At 69.5% G+C, this 16075-nt stretch carries 15 protein-coding genes; all 15 read right to left on the reverse strand.

Going from position 1 to position 16075, the window contains the following annotated elements:
* Nucleotides 1-27 precede the first annotated feature (27 nt).
* The 15 genes from trpC to BM297_RS11220 all read right to left on the reverse strand — a co-directional run bounded on the left by trpC (nucleotide 28) and on the right by BM297_RS11220 (nucleotide 16000).
* Nucleotides 28-831: an indole-3-glycerol phosphate synthase TrpC gene (gene trpC, locus BM297_RS11150; RefSeq protein ID WP_092431399.1), complete on the reverse strand. Its 804-nt coding sequence runs from the start codon at nucleotides 829-831 to the stop codon at nucleotides 28-30.
* The gene (gene trpD, locus BM297_RS11155) at nucleotides 828-1874 is read right to left on the reverse strand and encodes an anthranilate phosphoribosyltransferase (protein ID WP_092431403.1); all 1047 of its coding nucleotides are present in this window, start codon (nucleotides 1872-1874) and stop codon (nucleotides 828-830) included. Before trpD ends, trpC begins: the two co-directional genes overlap by 4 nt.
* On the reverse strand, nucleotides 1874-2467 hold the full coding sequence (locus BM297_RS11160; RefSeq protein ID WP_092431406.1) for an aminodeoxychorismate/anthranilate synthase component II: 594 nt from the start codon (nucleotides 2465-2467) through the stop codon (nucleotides 1874-1876). Before BM297_RS11160 ends, trpD begins: the two co-directional genes overlap by 1 nt.
* 13 nt (nucleotides 2468-2480) lie before the next feature.
* Complete coding sequence (gene trpE, locus BM297_RS11165) at nucleotides 2481-3959, reverse strand: anthranilate synthase component I (protein WP_092431411.1); 1479 nt, start codon at nucleotides 3957-3959, stop codon at nucleotides 2481-2483.
* A 176-nt stretch (nucleotides 3960-4135) separates the two neighbouring features.
* Nucleotides 4136-4789, reverse strand: a complete 654-nt coding sequence (locus BM297_RS11170; protein WP_394328016.1) for a phosphoglycolate phosphatase — start codon at nucleotides 4787-4789, stop codon at nucleotides 4136-4138.
* 59 nt (nucleotides 4790-4848) lie between these two features.
* Nucleotides 4849-5523 (reverse strand): ribulose-phosphate 3-epimerase, encoded by a 675-nt coding sequence (rpe, locus tag BM297_RS11175; RefSeq protein ID WP_092431420.1) that lies wholly within the window; start codon nucleotides 5521-5523, stop codon nucleotides 4849-4851.
* 157 nt (nucleotides 5524-5680) lie between these two features.
* Entirely contained in the window at nucleotides 5681-6508 is an 828-nt protein-coding gene (locus tag BM297_RS11180) for an ABC transporter permease (RefSeq protein ID WP_092431425.1), read from the reverse strand.
* Between the two features lie 13 nt (nucleotides 6509-6521).
* A complete protein-coding gene (locus BM297_RS11185; protein WP_092431428.1) occupies nucleotides 6522-7769 on the reverse strand; it encodes an ABC transporter permease in 1248 nt (415 codons plus the stop codon).
* A 125-nt stretch (nucleotides 7770-7894) separates the two neighbouring features.
* Nucleotides 7895-8926 (reverse strand): ABC transporter substrate-binding protein, encoded by a 1032-nt coding sequence (locus tag BM297_RS11190; RefSeq protein ID WP_092431430.1) that lies wholly within the window; start codon nucleotides 8924-8926, stop codon nucleotides 7895-7897.
* Between the two features lie 55 nt (nucleotides 8927-8981).
* Nucleotides 8982-10091: an ABC transporter ATP-binding protein gene (locus BM297_RS11195; protein ID WP_092431432.1), complete on the reverse strand. Its 1110-nt coding sequence runs from the start codon at nucleotides 10089-10091 to the stop codon at nucleotides 8982-8984.
* 333 nt (nucleotides 10092-10424) lie between these two features.
* Complete coding sequence (locus BM297_RS11200; protein WP_092431435.1) at nucleotides 10425-11054, reverse strand: response regulator; 630 nt, start codon at nucleotides 11052-11054, stop codon at nucleotides 10425-10427.
* Nucleotides 11051-13480 carry a PAS domain-containing sensor histidine kinase gene (locus BM297_RS11205; protein WP_092431437.1) on the reverse strand — a complete coding sequence of 810 codons (2430 nt, stop codon included), beginning with the start codon at nucleotides 13478-13480 and terminating at the stop codon, nucleotides 11051-11053. Before BM297_RS11205 ends, BM297_RS11200 begins: the two co-directional genes overlap by 4 nt.
* An 89-nt stretch (nucleotides 13481-13569) precedes the next feature.
* Complete coding sequence (locus BM297_RS11210; RefSeq protein WP_092431440.1) at nucleotides 13570-14319, reverse strand: DnaJ domain-containing protein; 750 nt, start codon at nucleotides 14317-14319, stop codon at nucleotides 13570-13572.
* Nucleotides 14319-14987, reverse strand: coding sequence for an N-acetylmuramate alpha-1-phosphate uridylyltransferase MurU (gene murU / locus BM297_RS11215; RefSeq protein ID WP_092431446.1), 669 nt, complete (start codon nucleotides 14985-14987; stop codon nucleotides 14319-14321). The genes BM297_RS11210 and murU overlap by 1 nt, the downstream gene beginning before the upstream one ends.
* Entirely contained in the window at nucleotides 14984-16000 is a 1017-nt protein-coding gene (locus BM297_RS11220; RefSeq protein WP_092431455.1) for an aminoglycoside phosphotransferase family protein, read from the reverse strand. The genes murU and BM297_RS11220 overlap by 4 nt, the downstream gene beginning before the upstream one ends.
* Nucleotides 16001-16075 lie beyond the last annotated feature (75 nt).

Raw genomic sequence — 16075 nt, forward strand, 5'->3', positions numbered from 1 at the left:
ACGGCCTTTTGCTTTCGCCAGTTGAACTCAGCCGGGGAAGAACAACCGGCGCAGCTCCTCGCCGGGTTCCTCGGCACGCATGAACGCCTCGCCGACCAGGAAGCTCCACACGTCGTGGCGCTCCATCAGCTCGACGTCGCTGCGGGCGAGGATGCCGCTCTCGGTGACCACCAGGCGATCGGCCGGAATGCGCGGCAGCAGGTCGAGGGTGGTCTGCAGCGACACCTCGAAGCTGTGCAGGTTGCGGTTGTTGATGCCGAGCATCGGGGTGTCCAGTAGCTTGAGCGCGCGCTCCAGCTCGGCGCCGTCGTGCACCTCGACCAGCACGTCCAGATTCTGCTCTTTCGCCACCTGCGCCAGATCGACCAGCTGGGCGTCGTCCAGGCAGGCGACGATCAGCAGCACGCAGTCGGCGCCGATGGCGCGCGCCTCGACCACCTGGTAGGGATCGATGAGGAAGTCCTTGCGGATCACCGGCAGATTGCAGGCGGCGCGCGCCTGCTGCAGGTAGGCGTTGCTGCCCTGGAAGAAGTCGACGTCGGTGAGCACCGACAGGCAGGTGGCGCCGCCGGCCTGGTAGCTGGCGGCGATCTCGGCCGGCAGGAACGGGTCGCGGATCACCCCCTTGCTTGGCGAAGCCTTCTTCACCTCGGCGATCACCGCCGGCTGGCGCTGCGCCGCCTGCTGCTGCAGGGCGCGGGCGAAGCCGCGCGGCGCGTCGGCGGCGCGGGCGCGCGCCTCCTGCTCGGCCAGGCTCACCGCTGTGCGGGCGGCGGCGACTTCCTCGACCTTGCGGGCGACGATCTTTTCCAGCACGGTCGGCACGCTCATGCCTGGTTCTCCACTTTGAACACGTTGGTGAAGGCGGCCAGCTCGTCCAGCTTTTCGCGGGCCAGGCCGGTGTGCAGGGCGTCGTGGGCCAGCTGCACGCCCTCCTTGAAGCTCGACGCGTGATCGGCGGCGTACAGCGCCGCGCCGGCATTGAGGATGATCATCTCGGCGGCCTTCTGGCCGGCCTCGGTCTGCCGGCGGCCGAGGGCGTCACGGATCAGCGCCAGCGACTGCTCGGCACCCTCGACGTTGAGGCCGATCAGGCTCTGGCTCTTGATGCCGAAGTCCTCCGGCTGCACGCGGTACTCGCTGACCACGCCGTCCTTGAGTTCGGCGACAAAGGTCGGTGCGGCCAGGCTGACCTCATCGAGGCCGTCCTGGGCATGCACCACCAGCACATGCTGGCTGCCCAGGCGCTGCAGCACCTCGACCAGCGGCCGGCACAGCGCCTGGCTGAACACGCCGAGCACCTGGTGACGCACGCCGGCCGGGTTGGCCAGCGGGCCGAGCATGTTGAAGATGGTGCGCAGGCCCAGCTCGCGGCGCGCTGCCGCGGCGTGGCGCATGGCGCCGTGGTGGGCCGGGGCGAACATGAAGCCGACGCCGACCGTCTCGATGCAGCGCGCCACCTGCTCGGGGCTGAGATCCAGGTAGATGCCCGCCGCTTCCAGCAGGTCGGCGCTGCCGCTCTTGCCGGACACCGCGCGATTGCCGTGCTTGGCCACCTTGCCGCCGGCGGCGGCGACCACGAAGGCCGCGGCCGAGGAGACGTTGAAGATGTTCATGCCGTCGCCGCCGGTGCCGCAGGTGTCGACCAGGCGCTCGGCGTCGATGCTCACCGGTGCGGCCAGCTCGCGCATCACCTGCACCGCGCCGACGATCTCGTCGATGGTCTCGCTCTTCATGCGCAGACCCATCAGGAAGGCGCCGATCTGCGCGTCGCTGCACTGGCCGGTCATGACCAGGCGCATCACGTCCTGCATTTCCGCGGTGTTCAGGTCGAGGTTGTTGACCACCCGGTTGAGGGCTTCCTTGATATCCATCAGCGCACGCCTCCGCTCTGCTTCAAGAAGTTGGCCAGCAGCTCGTGGCCCTGTTCGGTAAGAATCGATTCGGGGTGGAACTGCACGCCCTCGACGTTCAGCGTCTTGTGGCGCAGGCCCATGATCTCGTCGACCGAGCCGTCTTCGCGCTGGGTCCAGGCGGTGATCTCCAGGGACGAAGGCAGGCTCTCGCGACGCACCACCAGCGAGTGGTAGCGGGTCACGGTCAACGGATTGGCGAGGCCCTGGAACACCCCCTGATCACGGTGGAATACCGGGCTGGTCTTGCCGTGCATGGCCACCCGCGCGCGCACCACCTCGCCGCCGAAGGCCTGGCCGATGCTCTGGTGGCCGAGGCAGACGCCGAGCAGCGGCAGCTGGCCGGCGAACTCGCGGATCACCGCCAGCGACACCCCGGCCTCGTTGGGCGTGCAGGGGCCGGGAGAAATCACGATGCGCTCGGGATTCAGCGCGCGGATCTGCTCCACGTTCAGCTCATCGTTGCGCACCACCTTGACCTCGGCACCCAGCTCGCCGAAGTACTGCACCAGGTTGAAGGTGAAGGAGTCGTAGTTGTCGATCATCAAGAGCATGGCGGTATCCCCTTCACTCTGCACTTTGTTCGGCCAGGGCCACCGCGCGGAACATCGCGCGGCGCTTGTTGAGGGTTTCTTCCCACTCCAGCGCCGGCACCGAGTCGGCGACGATGCCGGCGCCGGCCTGCACGTGCAGCTCGCCGTCCTTGATCACCGCGGTACGGATGGCGATGGCGGTGTCCATGTTGCCGTTCCACGCCAGGTAGCCCACCGCGCCGCCGTAGACGCCGCGCTTGACCGGCTCCAGCTCGTCGATGATCTCCATGGCGCGGATCTTCGGCGCCCCGGACAGGGTGCCGGCCGGCAGGATGGCGCGCAGGGCGTCCATCGCCGACAGCTCCGGCTTCAGGTGGCCGGTGACGTTGGAGACGATGTGCATCACGTTGGAGTAGCGCTCGATGACCATCTGCTCGGTGACCTTCACCGAGCCGGTGCTGGCGACGCGGCCGACGTCGTTGCGGCCGAGGTCGATCAGCATCAGGTGTTCGGCCAGCTCCTTGCTGTCGGACAGCAGGTCCTTTTCCAGGGCCAGATCCTGCTCCTCGGTCACCCCACGCGGGCGGGTGCCGGCGATCGGCCGCACGGTGACCAGGCCGTCCTCGACGCGCACCAGCACCTCGGGCGAGCTGCCGACCACGTGGAAGTCGCCGAAGTTGAAGAAGTACATGTACGGGGTCGGGTTGATGGTGCGCAGCGCGCGGTACAGGTCGATCGGTGCGGCGGCGAACGGGATCGACATGCGCTGGGAGATCACCACCTGCATGCAGTCGCCGGCGAGGATGTACTCCTTGATTCGGCGCACCGCGTGCTCGAAGTCGTCGTGACTGAAACTGGAACGGAACGCCGGCTCCTTGCCCGGCGGCGCATTCAGGTCGACCCCCAGGCGCGGGGTGATCGGCTGACGCAGGCGCGCCATCAGCGCCTCCAGACGGGCCAGGCCCTGGGCGTAGGCATCCGCCTCGCTGGGATCGGCGAGGACGATGGCGTGCAGCTTGCCGGCCAGGTTGTCGAACACCACCACGGCGTCGGAGACCATCAGCAGGATGTCCGGGGTGCCCAGCGGATCGGGATTGGGGCAGGCGCCGAGACGCTGCTCGACGTAGCGCACGCTGTCGTAGCCGAAGTAGCCGACCAGGCCGCCGTTGAAGCGCGGCAGGCCCGGCAGGGTCGGCACCTGGTAGCGCGCCTTGAACTGCTCGACGAAGGCCAGCGGATCGGCGCAGTCGTGGCTTTCGGTCTCGATGCCGTCCACCGTCACCCGCGCCTGGTGGCCGTGCACGCGCAGCACGGTGCGGCTGGGCAGGCCGATGATCGAGTAGCGCCCCCACTTCTCGCCGCCCTGCACCGATTCGAGCAGGTAGGAGTTGGGGGCGTCGGCCAGCTTCAGGTAGATGGACAGCGGGGTATCGAAGTCGGCGAGGGTTTCGCGGGCAAGCGGAATGCGGTTGTAGCCGGCAGCGGCCAAGCGCAGGAATTCTTCACGGGTCATGATCAGCCTCGGGGCCTGGAAAACGGTCGATATGCAAACGCGCCGGCGAGCCGGCCAGGGACGATGTCAGGCGCGCCAGCGCCAGCGGGCCAGAGCCTTGATGACCTTCATCCACAATTTGCAGGTGACCACCACGATCTGATCTCTTCGGCGGGGTTTGAACACGTGCAGGCACACTAGCGCAGCACTGCGCACGAATCAACCAACTGGCGCAGATCGTCGAGCACCAGCGCCGGACGCTCCAGGGCGATCGGCTCGCCGTGGTTGTAGCCATAGGACAGCGCCACGCAGGCGACCCCCGCCGCCTTGGCGGCACGCACGTCGTTGCGCGAGTCACCGACGAACACGGCTTCGCCGGCGGCGACGCCGGCCTGCTCCAGCACCCAGAACAGCGCGGCCGGATCGGGCTTCTGCTGCGCCAGCGTGTCACCGCCGACGACCCACTGGAAGTAGCCGTCGAGGCCCTTGTCGGCCAGCAGTTCGGGCAGGAAGCGCGCCGGCTTGTTGGTGATCAGCGCAAGCCGAACCTCGCGCTCGCGCAGCCAGTCGAGGGTCTCGATCACGCCGGGATAGACGCGGGTCAGTTCGTGGTTGTCGGCGTAGGCGTCCATGAACAGCGCCAGCGCCTCCGCGGCCACCGTCTCGTTCACCCCGTCGTGGCGCAGATCGCCGGCCAGCGCGCGGCGCACCAGCACCCGCGCGCCGTTGCCGACCCACAGGCGCACCCGCTCGACGCCGGCCGGCGGCCGGCCGAGGGTGGCGAGCGTACGGTCCACCGCGGCGGCCAGATCCGGCACCGAGTCGACCAGGGTGCCGTCCAGATCGAACATCGCCAGACGCGGCAGGCGCCCGGCGAACAGTTCGTGCAACAGGCTCACGCGCGCAGCCGTCATCCGCGGACCCGGGCCAGCTCGGCACGCATGGCGTCGATCACCGCCTTGTAGTCGGGCTGGTTGAAGATCGCCGAGCCGGCGACGAAGGTGTCGGCACCGGCGGCGGCGATCTCGCCGATATTCTGCACGTTCACCCCGCCGTCGATCTCCAGACGGATGGCGCGGCCACTGGCGTCGATCAGCGCGCGCGCCTCGCGCAGCTTGTCGAGGGTGCCGGGGATGAACTTCTGCCCGCCGAAGCCGGGATTGACGCTCATCAGCAGGATCATGTCGACCTTGTCCATCACGTGCTTCAGGCAGTCCAGCGGGGTGGCCGGGTTGAACACCAGGCCGGCCTTGGCGCCGCCGTCGCGGATCAGCTGCAGCGAGCGGTCGATGTGCTCGCTGGCCTCGGGATGGAAGGTGATGTAGCTGGCGCCAGCCTCGATGAAGTCGCCGATGATGCGATCCACCGGCTTGACCATCAGGTGGGCGTCGATCGGCGCGCTGATGCCGTACTTGCGCAGCGCGGCGCAGACCATCGGGCCGATGGTCAGGTTGGGCACGTAGTGGTTGTCCATCACGTCGAAGTGGACGATGTCGGCGCCGGCGGCGAGGACCTTGTCGACCTCCTCGCCCAGGCGGGCGAAATCGGCGGAGAGGATCGACGGGGCGATGGCGAAGGGCTGCATGGATACCTCGGAGCAGGAAGCCGGAAAAGGCAAAGTGTCCTGCTTCGCCGGGCCGCGGGCAAGGGTTGCCGGGCGATTGGTCGGGCCAGCGACCGCCGCCGCACCCGGAACGGGCGCGGCCGGGGTCATCGTCACCGGCCGCGCCACCCCCTGCGTCTCACTCCGGCTGCTGGGTGCGCAGTTTCTCGCTGCGCCCGCGCAGCCACTCGAGGGTCAGCAGCATCACCACCGAGAAGCCGATCAGCAGGGTGGCGGCGGCGGCGATGGTCGGGCTGAGGTTCTCGCGGATGCCGCTGAACATCTGCCGCGGGATGGTCGCCTGCTCGGGGCCGGCGAGGAACAGGGTCACCACCACCTCGTCGAACGAGGTGGCGAAGGCGAACAGCGCCCCGGAGATCACCCCCGGCGCGATCAGCGGCAGGGTGACGCGGAAGAACGCGGTCAGCGGCGGCGCGCCGAGGCTGGCGGCGGCGCGCACCAGGTTCTGGTTGAAGCCCTGCAGGGTGGCGGTCACGGTGATGATCACGAAGGGCACGCCGAGCACCGCGTGCACCAGGATCAGCGACAGGTAGCTGTTGCCCAGGCCCAGCGGGGCGAAGAACAGGTAGCTGGCCACCGCGACGATCACCACCGGCACCACCATCGGCGAGATCAGGATGCCCATCAGCAGGGCCTTGCCGCGGAATTCGCCGCGGGTCAGGCCGATCGACGCCAGGGTGCCGAAGGTCATCGCCAGCACGGTGGCGGCCGGGGCGATGATCAGGCTGTTCTTCAGCGCGCGCAGCCACTCGCTGGCGCTGAAGAACTCCTCGTACCAGCGCAGCGAGAAGCCCTGCAGCGGGTAGACCAGGAAGGTGCCGGAGTTGAACGACAGCGGGATGATCACCAGCACCGGCAGGATCAGGAACAGCAGCACCAGACCGCAGAGGGTGCGCAGGCTGTAGTACCAGATCCGCTCGACGGGCGACATGTACGGGCTCAGCATGACGATTCTCCTCTCAACCCAGGCGCAGGCGGCCGGCGCCGACCAGCCAGTTGTAGATCGCGTAGAACAGCAGGGTGGCGGCCAGCAGCAGGCCACCGAGGGCCGTGGCCATGCCCCAGTTGATGGTGGTGTTGGTGTAGAAGGCGACGAAGTAGCTGATCATCTGGTCGTTCGGGCTGCCCAGCAGCGCCGGGGTGATGTAGTAGCCGATCGACAGGATGAACACCAGCAGGCCGCCGGCGCCGACCCCGGCCAGGGTCTGCGGAAAGTACACGCGCCAGAAGCTGGCGAACGGATGGCAGCCGAGCGACACCGCGGCGCGCATGTAGGTCGGCGAGATGCCCTTCATCACGCTGTAGATCGGCAGGATCATGAACGGCAGCATGATGTGCACCATGGAGATGTACACGCCGGTGCGGTTGAACACCAGCTGCAGCGGCTCGTCGATGATGCCCAGCGCCTGCAGGGTGCCGTTGATCAGGCCGCCCGACTGCAGCAGCACGATCCATGCGGCGACGCGCACCAGGATCGAGGTCCAGAACGGCAGCAGCACCAGGATCATCAGCAGGTTGCTCTGCCGCGCCGGCAGGTTGGCCAGCAGGTAGGCCAGCGGATAGGCCAGCACCAGGCAGATGACGGTGATCACCAGGCCCATCCAGAAGGTGCGGGCGAAGATCTCCAGGTAGATCGCCTGGTCCGGGGTGGCCGGTGCCAGCTCGCCCAGCTCGTCGACGCGATGGTCGAGGGCGGCCAGCAGGTAGTAGGGGGTGACGCCGCTGGCGTTGCGCTGGATCGCCTGCCAGTAGGCCGGGTCGGCCCAGCGCTCGTCGATGCGCTCCAGCGCCTCGCGCCAGGACGCCGGCTCCTCGGCCAGCGGCAGCACGCGCGCGGTCTTCGCCAGCAGGCTGCGGAAGCCGGGCAGCTCCATGTTCAAGCGCTTGGACAGATCGCCCAGACTCTTCTGCTCGCGGGCCTGCGCCAGCTCCTCGCCGAACGCCTGATAGACCGGCTCCGGTGGCAGGCCGCGACCGTCCCAGGCGTCGATCGCCACGACCGTGCGCGGCAGCGCGCCGACCACCTCGGGGTTGTCGATGCTGCGCCACAGCAGCGCGCCGATCGGCACCAGGAAGGTCAGCAACAGGAAGGCCAGCAGCGGCAGGATCAGCGCCTGCGACTTGAGGCGATTCACCCGCTCGGCGCGCGCCAGACGCTGCTTGAGGTTCGGGCCGGCGGTGCCGACAGGGGACAGTGCGAGGGGCATGGCCAACTCCGCGAATCAGGAGAAAAACTGCCCCTCGGGCAACCGCGGCCGAGGGGCCGGAGAGGCGCGACATCCGCGCCGCTCCCCTAGCCTCGCCGGTTCGGACGAGGCGACCTGCATGGGCCTTACTTGGCGGCCCAGGCGTTGAAGCGCTGTTCCAGCTGCTCGCCGTAGTCGGCCCAGAAGGTCACGTCGATGGCCACCTGGTTGGCGATGTTCTGCGGAGTGGTCGGCATCAGCTCGAGACGCTCCTTGGGCAGCAGGTCGATGGCCTTCTTGTTGGCCGGACCGTAGGCGATGTTCTCGGCGTAGGTCTTCTGCTGCTCGGGCTGCACCGAGAAGGCGATGAACTCGCGGGCCGCTTCCTGGTCCTTGGCGCCTTTGGGGATGGCCCAGGCGTCGAAATCGTAGATGCCGCCGTCCCACACCATCTTCAGGTTGCTTTCGTCCTGCACCGCGGCGATGCGGCCGTTGTACGCCGAGCTCATCACCACGTCGCCGGAGGCGAGATACTGCGGCGGCTGGGCGCCGGCTTCCCACCACTGGATATGCGGCTTCAGCTCGTTGAGCTTCTTGAAGGCGCGATCGACGCCCTCCTCGGTGGCCAGTACCTGGTACACGTCCTTGGGCGCCACGCCGTCGGCCATCAGGGCGAACTCGAGGGTGTACTTGGCGCCCTTGCGCAGGCCGCGCTTGCCGGGGAATTTCTCCACGTCCCAGAAGTCGGCCCAACTGGTCGGCGCGCTCTTCAGCTTGTCAGCGTTGTAGGCCAGCACGGTCGACCAGACGAAGAAGCCGACGCCGCACGGCTGGATGGCGCCGTCGATGTAGTCGGCCGCGGCGCCGAACTGCGCCGGATCGAGTTCCTCGAACAGGCCCTCGTCGCAGCCGCGCGCCAGCTCCGGCGACTCCACCTCGACCAGGTTCCAGCTGACGCTGCCGGTGTCGACCATGGCCTTGACCTTGGCCATTTCGCCGTTGTACTCGCCGGCGATGACCTTGTGGCCGCTGGCCTTCTCGAAGGGCTCGTAGAACGCCTTGGTCTGCGCCTGCTTGTTGGCGCCGCCGAAGGATATGGTGGTCAGATCGGCCGCCACGGCCGACAGGGTGCAACCCAGGCCCAGGGTCAGGGCCACGAACCGCAGGGATTTCGACATTTGTTGTTCTCCAGGATGCTGCGTTTGGGGTACTTGCCACACTCGGGTCGCGGCGCTATTCCGCGGTCAGCGGATCGAGGGCGCGGACGTGTTCCACCTGCCAGCCGAGCGGCACCACATCGCCCACCGCCAGGGCGGGGTCGAGTTCGGCAATCGGCTGCTTGACGAAGAAGTTGTTCTGCCCGGCCACCTCCAGACGCACGCGCACGTGGTCGCCGAGGTAGATGAATTCGGCCACCCGCCCGGAGAAGCGGTTGGCGCAATCGCTGCTGTGGCCGTTGATGCGCACCCGCTCGGGACGTACCGACAGGCTGACCTGCTCGCCCGGCTGGCCGACGCGCACCGCCAGCGCCTCGACCTGCTCGCCGCGCGGCAGCTCGACCACGCAGCGCTCGCCGGCGCGGCTGACCAGGCGGCCGTTGATGCGATTGTTCTCGCCGATGAAGTTGGCGACGAAGGCGTTGCACGGCTGCTCGTACAGATCGCGCGGCGAAGCGATCTGCTGGATCTCGCCCTGGTGGAACACCGCCACGCGGTCGGACATGGTCAGCGCCTCGCCCTGGTCGTGGGTGACGTAGACCACGGTGACGCCGAGCCGCTGGTGCAGGTGCTTGATCTCCATCTGCATGTGCTCGCGCAGCTGCTTGTCCAGCGCGCCGAGCGGCTCGTCCATCAGCACCAGCTGCGGCTCGAACACCAGGGCGCGGGCCAGCGCCACGCGCTGCTGCTGGCCGCCGGACATCTGCGCCGGGTAGCGCCCGGCCAGGGCCTCCAGCTGCACCATGTTCAGCGCGCGCTTGACCCGTTCGGCGATGTCGGCCTTGAGCATGCCGCGCACGCTGAGCGGGAAGGCGAGGTTCTCGGCCACGGTCATGTGCGGGAACAGCGCGTAGTTCTGGAACACCATGCCGATGTCGCGCTTGTGCGGCGGCAGCTTGTTGATCGCCCGCCCGCCGAGGAGGATCTCGCCGGCGGTGGGCGTCTCGAAGCCGGCCAGCATCATCAGGCTGGTGGTCTTGCCCGAGCCGGACGGCCCGAGCAGGGTGAGGAATTCGCCCTTGCGAATGTCCAGGTTGAGATCCTTGACGATCAGGTTCTCACCGTCGTAGCTCTTCTGCACGCCACGGAAGCTGACCAGAATGTCGTTGCCTTGCGTCTCGGCCATGACCGCACCTGTTGTCTGTGTAGGCTGTGCGTCCAGACTAGGGCAGACACGGGGTGCGGCAAATCGGCAGGCAGGACGACATTGCCTAGGCGCGGCGGAAGATGTCTTGTAGGGATTGCCCTACAAAACAGCCAAAAGCCTGTCCAGGATCTCGCGAGCTAAGGCCAGGCAAGGCCTCGGCGGCCCCGCGAATCGGCTGAGGACGCGGAGTTTACGAGCTGTAAATGAGCAGTACTCGCTCCGCTCGCCCTGCGGGCCAGCCTGCGGCTGTTACTCCGCTGCGCTGCGTTTCAACGCAGCATGGCCGACGCGCAGCAGATCCTAGGCAGGCTTTCAGACCAGCTTGTGCTCCATGGCGTAGCGCACCAGGTCGGCCATCGAGTGGGCGTCGAGCTTCTGCATCAGGCGCGCCTTGTGGGTGCTCACGGTCTTGTTGCTGACCGCCAGCTGCTGGGCGATCTCGTTGACGTTGGCGCCGCGCACCAGGCGCTCGAACACCGAGAACTCGCGCTCGGAGAGCAGCGCGTGGGGCGGCCGCGAGTCGGTCAGGCCGACCTCGAAGACCATGCGGTCAGCCAGCTCCGGGTCGATGTAGCGGCCGCCGGCGGCGACCTTGCGGATCGCGGTGAGCAGCAGCGCCGGGTCGCTGTCCTTGGTGGCGTAGCCGGCGGCGCCGATCTTCAGCGCGCGGGCGGCCATCTGCGCCTCGTCGTGCATCGACAGCACGAGGATCGCCGGCGGCTGGCTCAGCGCGCGGATCCGCGGGATCGCCTCGAGGCCGTTGACCCCGGGCATCGAGATGTCGAGGAGGACCACCTCGCACGGCGTGTGGCGGAGGATCTCCAGCAGCTGCTGGCCATTGCCGGCCTCGCCGACCACGCACAGATCCTTGGCCATGCCGATCAGCTGCTTGATGCCCTCGCGAACGATGGTGTGGTCTTCGGCCACCAGTACCCGAATCATGCCGTCTCCTCTGCCTGTGCATCGAGGGGAACCCTCACGTACAGGGTAGTGCCCTGCCCCGGGGTGCTGTCCAGCCGCAGGTTGCCGCCGAACATGGCCACCCGCTCGCGCATGCCGACCAGGCCGAACGAGCCCGGGCGGATCTGCGCCGGATCGAAACCGACGCCATCGTCGCTGATGCTGAGCTGCAACTCATCCGCCTCGCGGCTCAGCCTGACCTCCACGCTGTGCGCCTGGGCATGGCGCATGATGTTGGTCAGCGCCTCCTGCAACACGCGGAACAGGCCGGTGGCCTTGGCGTCGCCGAGCGGCGGCAGCTGCTCGGGCACCTCGACCAGGCAGGGAATCTGGGTGCGCGCCTCGAAGCGCCGCGCCTGCCACTCGATCGCCGAGGCGATGCCGGCGTCGAGGATCGGCGGGCGCAGCGCGGTGGCCACGTCGCGCACCACCTGGAACAGCTGGGCGAGCAGCTTGCTCATGTGCTGCAGGCGCTGGCGCAGGTCGGCGTCGAGTTCGCCGTGGGCCAGCTGGCACATGGACAGTTCCAGCTTGAGCACGGTGAGCATCTGCCCCAGCTCGTCGTGCACCTCGCGGGCGATGCGCGCCTTTTCCTCCTCGCGCACGCTTTCCAGGTGCGCGGCCAGCTCGCGCAGCTGCACCCGCGACTCGGCCAGCGCCAGCTCGGTCTGCTTGATCTCGCTGATGTCCCAGACCATGCCGTCCCACACCACCCGGCCGTCCTCCAGGCGCCGCGCGGTGGCCTTGATGTCGACCCAGATCGGCGTGCCGTCGCGGGTCAGCAGGCGCCCCTGCCAGTGCCAGTCGCGGTCGCCGGCCAGCGCTGCCTGCTGCTTGCTCCAGTAGCCCTCGCGCTCGTCCGGGTGGACCAGGCTGCGGATGCCGCGACCCGGCTCGAGCAGGGTCGCCGCCGGGTAGCCGACCAGCCCGGCGCTGCCCTCGCCGATGAACGACAGCTGCACCTCGGCGCCGGGGGCGGCGCGCTCGAGACGAAACAGCAGGCCGGGGACGTTGCCGGCGATGCCCTTCAGGCGCGCCTCGCTCTCCTCCAGCGCGGCACGCGCACGGCGCCGCTCGGTGACGTCGGTGAGGTAGACCACCAGGTACTCGGTATCGCGAAAGCGCAGGAAGCCGATCGAGACGTCGGTCGGCAGCCAGCTGCCGTCGGCGCGCCGGCAGCGGGTCTCGAAGCCCAGCGCCTCCTCGCCGGCGGCGCGGGCGCGCTTCCACAGCGCGAGCCAGCGATCCATGTCCAGCTGCGGCTCGATGTCGCGCAGCGGCCGCTCGACCAGCGCCCCGGCGGCATAGCCGAGCAGCTGCTCGGCGGCCCGGTTGGCGTAGCGCACGTGGCTGTCCCAGTTGACCCAGAGGATGCCGACGGTGCTGTGGTCGATGGAGAACTGGGTCAGGCGCAGCTTCTGCTCGGTCGCCTCGCGGCGCTGCAGATCCTGGCGGGCGGCCGACAGGCGCCGCTCCAGCTCGCTGTGCTGCTCGCGCAGCCACCAGGCCGCGCCGAGCAGGGCCAGCAGCAGCAGCGCCAGCAGCAGGGCCAGACTGCGCCAGAAGCCGGCCGATTCGCCCAGACCCGGCACGGCCGCGCGCAGCCAGCGCCGCTGCAGCGCCTCGAGCTGCGCGGCCGGCAGGTTGCGCAAGGCCTGATCGACCAGGCCGGCCAGCTCCGCCTGGTCGCGCCGCACGGCGATGCGCAGCAGCAGGGGGTAGCCGACATCGCCGAGCACCTGCAGACCGGCGAACTCGGCCTCGAGCGCCAGGCGGGCGTACTGCGCCTCGTCGAGCACCGCGTAGCTGGCCTCGCCGGCCAGCACCTGGCGCAATGCCTGGCGTTCGGAGGGCGCCGCACGCAACTCGAGGTTGGCGTGGCTGCTGCGCAGAAAGCGCTGCACCGCACTGCCATCGCGCACCGCCACCGGCTCGCGCAGGCTCAGGCGATCGAGGCGGACCGCCGCCGCGCCGCTGCGCTCGCCGACGATCAGGTGCGGGATGCGCAGATAGGGGTCGGAGTAGCGCCACAGGCGCAGGCCGCCCGGCGTCTGCTGCAGGCCCGGCGCCAGTTCGATCTCGCCGCGCTGCAGCGCCGCCTCCAGCGCCGCCGGGTCCGGGTAGGAATGCCAGTTCAGCGACACGCCGAGCGAGGCAGCCAGCGCCTCCATCAGCTCGACGTGGGCGCCGCTCAGCTGCTGCTCGCGGCGGCGCCGCTCGAACTGGGCGTAGGGCGCCTGCAGCACCACGCCGACCTGCAGTTGCCGATGCTCGGCCAGCCACTGGCGCTGCGCCGCATCCGGGCTGCCGAGCGACGGTTCGGCAGCCAGCCAGGCGCCGGGCAGGCCGAGACCGACCAGCAGCAGGATGGCCGGCAGACAGCGCGGCAGACGTGCGAGCAGGTGCATGCAAGGACTCCAGAAGCCCGGCGGGGGCGCCCCCGCGACGGGGCACGCAAGTCGCCAGCCTACCCGATCCGCGCGGCAAACCGCAGTCCTCAGCCGCGGCCGTGGCGCGCGCTGATCAGTTCCCAGGCCTCCTGCAGCTGGCGGGTCTTCTCGGTGGCCTGCGCCAGCTGCGCGGCATCGGCGCTGGCCAGCTTGTCCGGGTGATGGCGGCTGCGCTGGCGCCGATAGGCCTGGCGGATCTCGGCCAGCGGGGTATCGGGCCCGACGCCGAGCAGCCGCAGCGCCCGGCGATAGGCATCTTCGCCCGGCGCGGCCAGGCCCAGCCCGCGCGCCGAGGCCTCCAGGGCCGCCAGCTGTGCCGGCGTGCGCCCGAGCAACTCGGCCCACACGCCGAGCAGGGCGCGCGCCGCCGGGGTGCAGTGACCGCCGGCCCAGGCCATGCGCCAGCAGGCACGCAGCACGGTGTCGATGCGCGCCGGACGCTGGCGCAGGCGACGCAGGGTGCGCTCCAGCTGCAGGTCCTCGCGCCCCCGGGCGAAGGCCTCGTGGGCCAGCACCGGACTCAGCGCCAGGCGCTGCGCCTCCTGGCTCAGCAGGCGGCGCTGGGCCGCCGCCTGCGGCGGATCGGCAGCCGCCACGCGGCCGAGCAGTTGCAGCAGCAGGCGGGCATCGCGCTGCTCGGCGGACAGGCCGGACAAGCGCTCGCGCAGGTCATGCCAGTCGTATAGCTGCAGGCGGCGATCCAGCCAGCGGCCGAGCAGGCCGCCGAGCAGCGCGCCGGGAATGCTGGCCAGGGTGAAGCCGGCCAGGCCGCCGAGTACGCTGGCCGGCCACAGCATCAGCCGCGCTCCGCCAGCAGGCGCTCGACCTCGGCGAGACGCTCGTGGGTGCCGACGTCCACCCAGCGGCCGCGAAAGTGTTCGCCGCTGACCTGGCCGAGGCGCATGGCGTCGAGCAGCAGCGGCGCCAGCTTGAACGCCCCCGCCTGGCAGCCGACGAACAGCGCCGGGTCGAGCACCGCGATGCCGCTGTAGGTCAGCCCCGGCTGCGCGCCACGGGCGCCGACCCGACCGTCCTGCAGGCAGAAGTCACCCTCGGGGTGGTGGGCCGGATTGTCCACCAGCACCAGGTGGGCCAGCCCTGCAGGACTGCGGCGCAGGCCGGCGAAGTCGTAGTCGGTCCAGATGTCGCCGTTGACCAGCAGGAAGGGCGCCGCGCCGAGCAGCGGCAGGGCGCGATGGATGCCGCCGCCGGTCTCCAGCGGCTCGCCCTCGGCCGAGTAGGCGATGCGCACGCCGAAGCGCTCGCCGCCGCCCAGGTGGTCCTCGATCTGCTGGCCGAGCCAGGCATGGTTGATCACCAGCTCGCGGAAGCCCGCCGCCGCCAGGGCGCGGATGTGGTACTCGATCAGCGGCACGCCGCCGGCCGGCACCAGCGGCTTGGGGGTGTGCAGGGTCAGCGGACGCAGGCGCTCGCCCTTCCCGGCGGCGAGGATCATCGCCTTCATGCAACAGGCTCCTTGGGCAGGCCGGCGAGCAGCTCGGCCAGCGGCGCCAGCTCCGGCCGGCGGGCGATGACCTCCTGCAGGTAGGCGAAGAAGCGCGGCACGTCGGTGAGGTACTTGGGCTTGCCGTCGCGGTGGCAGATGCGCGCGAAGATGCCGATCACCTTGAGGTGGCGCTGCGCGCCCATCAAGTCGCTGGCGCGCTGGAACGCGGCGAAGCTGGCCGGCAGCGGGATGCCGGCGGCCTGCGCCAGCTGCCAGTAGCGCGCCAGCCAGGCGTCGACGCGCGCCTGCGGCCAGCTGAGGAAGGCATCCTTGAACAGGCAGGTGACGTCGTAGCTGACCGGACCGTACACCGCGTCCTGGAAGTCCAGCACCCCGGGGTTGGGCGTGCTGAGCATCAGGTTGCGCGGCATGTAGTCGCGATGCACCAGCACCCGCGGCTGGGCCAGGGCGCTGGCCACCAGCAGATCGCAGGTGGCGTTCCAGCATTCGAGCGCCGCGCCTTCCAGGTGCACCCCGAGGTGACGCTGCAGGTACCAGTCGGGAAACAGCTGCAGCTCGCGGCGCAGCAGCGCCTCGTCGTAGGCCGGCAGCTGGCCCTGCACCGGCAGGCGCTGGAAGGCCACCAGCGCCTGCAGCGCGTCCTCGAACAGGGCGTCGGCGTTGTCCGCGTCGATCACTTCCAGATAGGTCTGCCGGCCGAGATCGGGCAGCAGCAGGAAACCCTGTTCGAGGTCGCCGGCGAGGATCTCCGGCACGTGCACGCCGGCCGCGGCCAGCAGGCCGGCGACCTTGACGAACGGCCGGCAGTCTTCCTGCGGCGGTGGCGCGTCCATCACGATCAGGCTGCGTATGCCGTCCTCCCAGCGGAAGTAGCGGCGGAAGCTGGCGTCGCTGCTCGCCGGGGTCAGCCGCGCAGCGCCGGGCGTACCCCAGCCGCGCGCGGCAAACACCTGCGGCAGCTCCAGGTCCAGCCAGCGCACCAGATTTTCGAATCGTACATCCACAGACATTCGCGGGCTCCCCTTCGGACCTAGCCGTTGCGTGATAGATTGCTTTATTATCGCGGATCTTACTCCAGCCCATCG

Origin of the sequence: Geopseudomonas sagittaria (assembly GCF_900115715.1) — a bacterium.
GTDB classification, from domain to species: Bacteria; Pseudomonadota; Gammaproteobacteria; order Pseudomonadales; family Pseudomonadaceae; genus Geopseudomonas; species Geopseudomonas sagittaria.

Coding starts and splice junctions, on each gene's coding strand:
- trpC (WP_092431399.1), bottom strand. CDS start 831: ATGAGCGTGCCGACCGTGCTGGAAAAGATCGTCGCCCGCAAGGTCGAG.
- trpD (WP_092431403.1), bottom strand. CDS start 1,874: ATGGATATCAAGGAAGCCCTCAACCGGGTGGTCAACAACCTCGACCTG.
- BM297_RS11160 (WP_092431406.1), bottom strand. CDS start 2,467: ATGCTCTTGATGATCGACAACTACGACTCCTTCACCTTCAACCTGGTG.
- trpE (WP_092431411.1), bottom strand. CDS start 3,959: ATGACCCGTGAAGAATTCCTGCGCTTGGCCGCTGCCGGCTACAACCGC.
- BM297_RS11170 (WP_394328016.1), bottom strand. CDS start 4,789: ATGTTCGATCTGGACGGCACCCTGGTCGACTCGGTGCCGGATCTGGCC.
- rpe (WP_092431420.1), bottom strand. CDS start 5,523: ATGCAGCCCTTCGCCATCGCCCCGTCGATCCTCTCCGCCGATTTCGCC.
- BM297_RS11180 (WP_092431425.1), bottom strand. CDS start 6,508: ATGCTGAGCCCGTACATGTCGCCCGTCGAGCGGATCTGGTACTACAGC.
- BM297_RS11185 (WP_092431428.1), bottom strand. CDS start 7,769: ATGCCCCTCGCACTGTCCCCTGTCGGCACCGCCGGCCCGAACCTCAAG.
- BM297_RS11190 (WP_092431430.1), bottom strand. CDS start 8,926: ATGTCGAAATCCCTGCGGTTCGTGGCCCTGACCCTGGGCCTGGGTTGC.
- BM297_RS11195 (WP_092431432.1), bottom strand. CDS start 10,091: ATGGCCGAGACGCAAGGCAACGACATTCTGGTCAGCTTCCGTGGCGTG.
- BM297_RS11200 (WP_092431435.1), bottom strand. CDS start 11,054: ATGATTCGGGTACTGGTGGCCGAAGACCACACCATCGTTCGCGAGGGC.
- BM297_RS11205 (WP_092431437.1), bottom strand. CDS start 13,480: ATGCACCTGCTCGCACGTCTGCCGCGCTGTCTGCCGGCCATCCTGCTG.
- BM297_RS11210 (WP_092431440.1), bottom strand. CDS start 14,319: ATGCTGTGGCCGGCCAGCGTACTCGGCGGCCTGGCCGGCTTCACCCTG.
- murU (WP_092431446.1), bottom strand. CDS start 14,987: ATGAAGGCGATGATCCTCGCCGCCGGGAAGGGCGAGCGCCTGCGTCCG.
- BM297_RS11220 (WP_092431455.1), bottom strand. CDS start 16,000: ATGTCTGTGGATGTACGATTCGAAAATCTGGTGCGCTGGCTGGACCTG.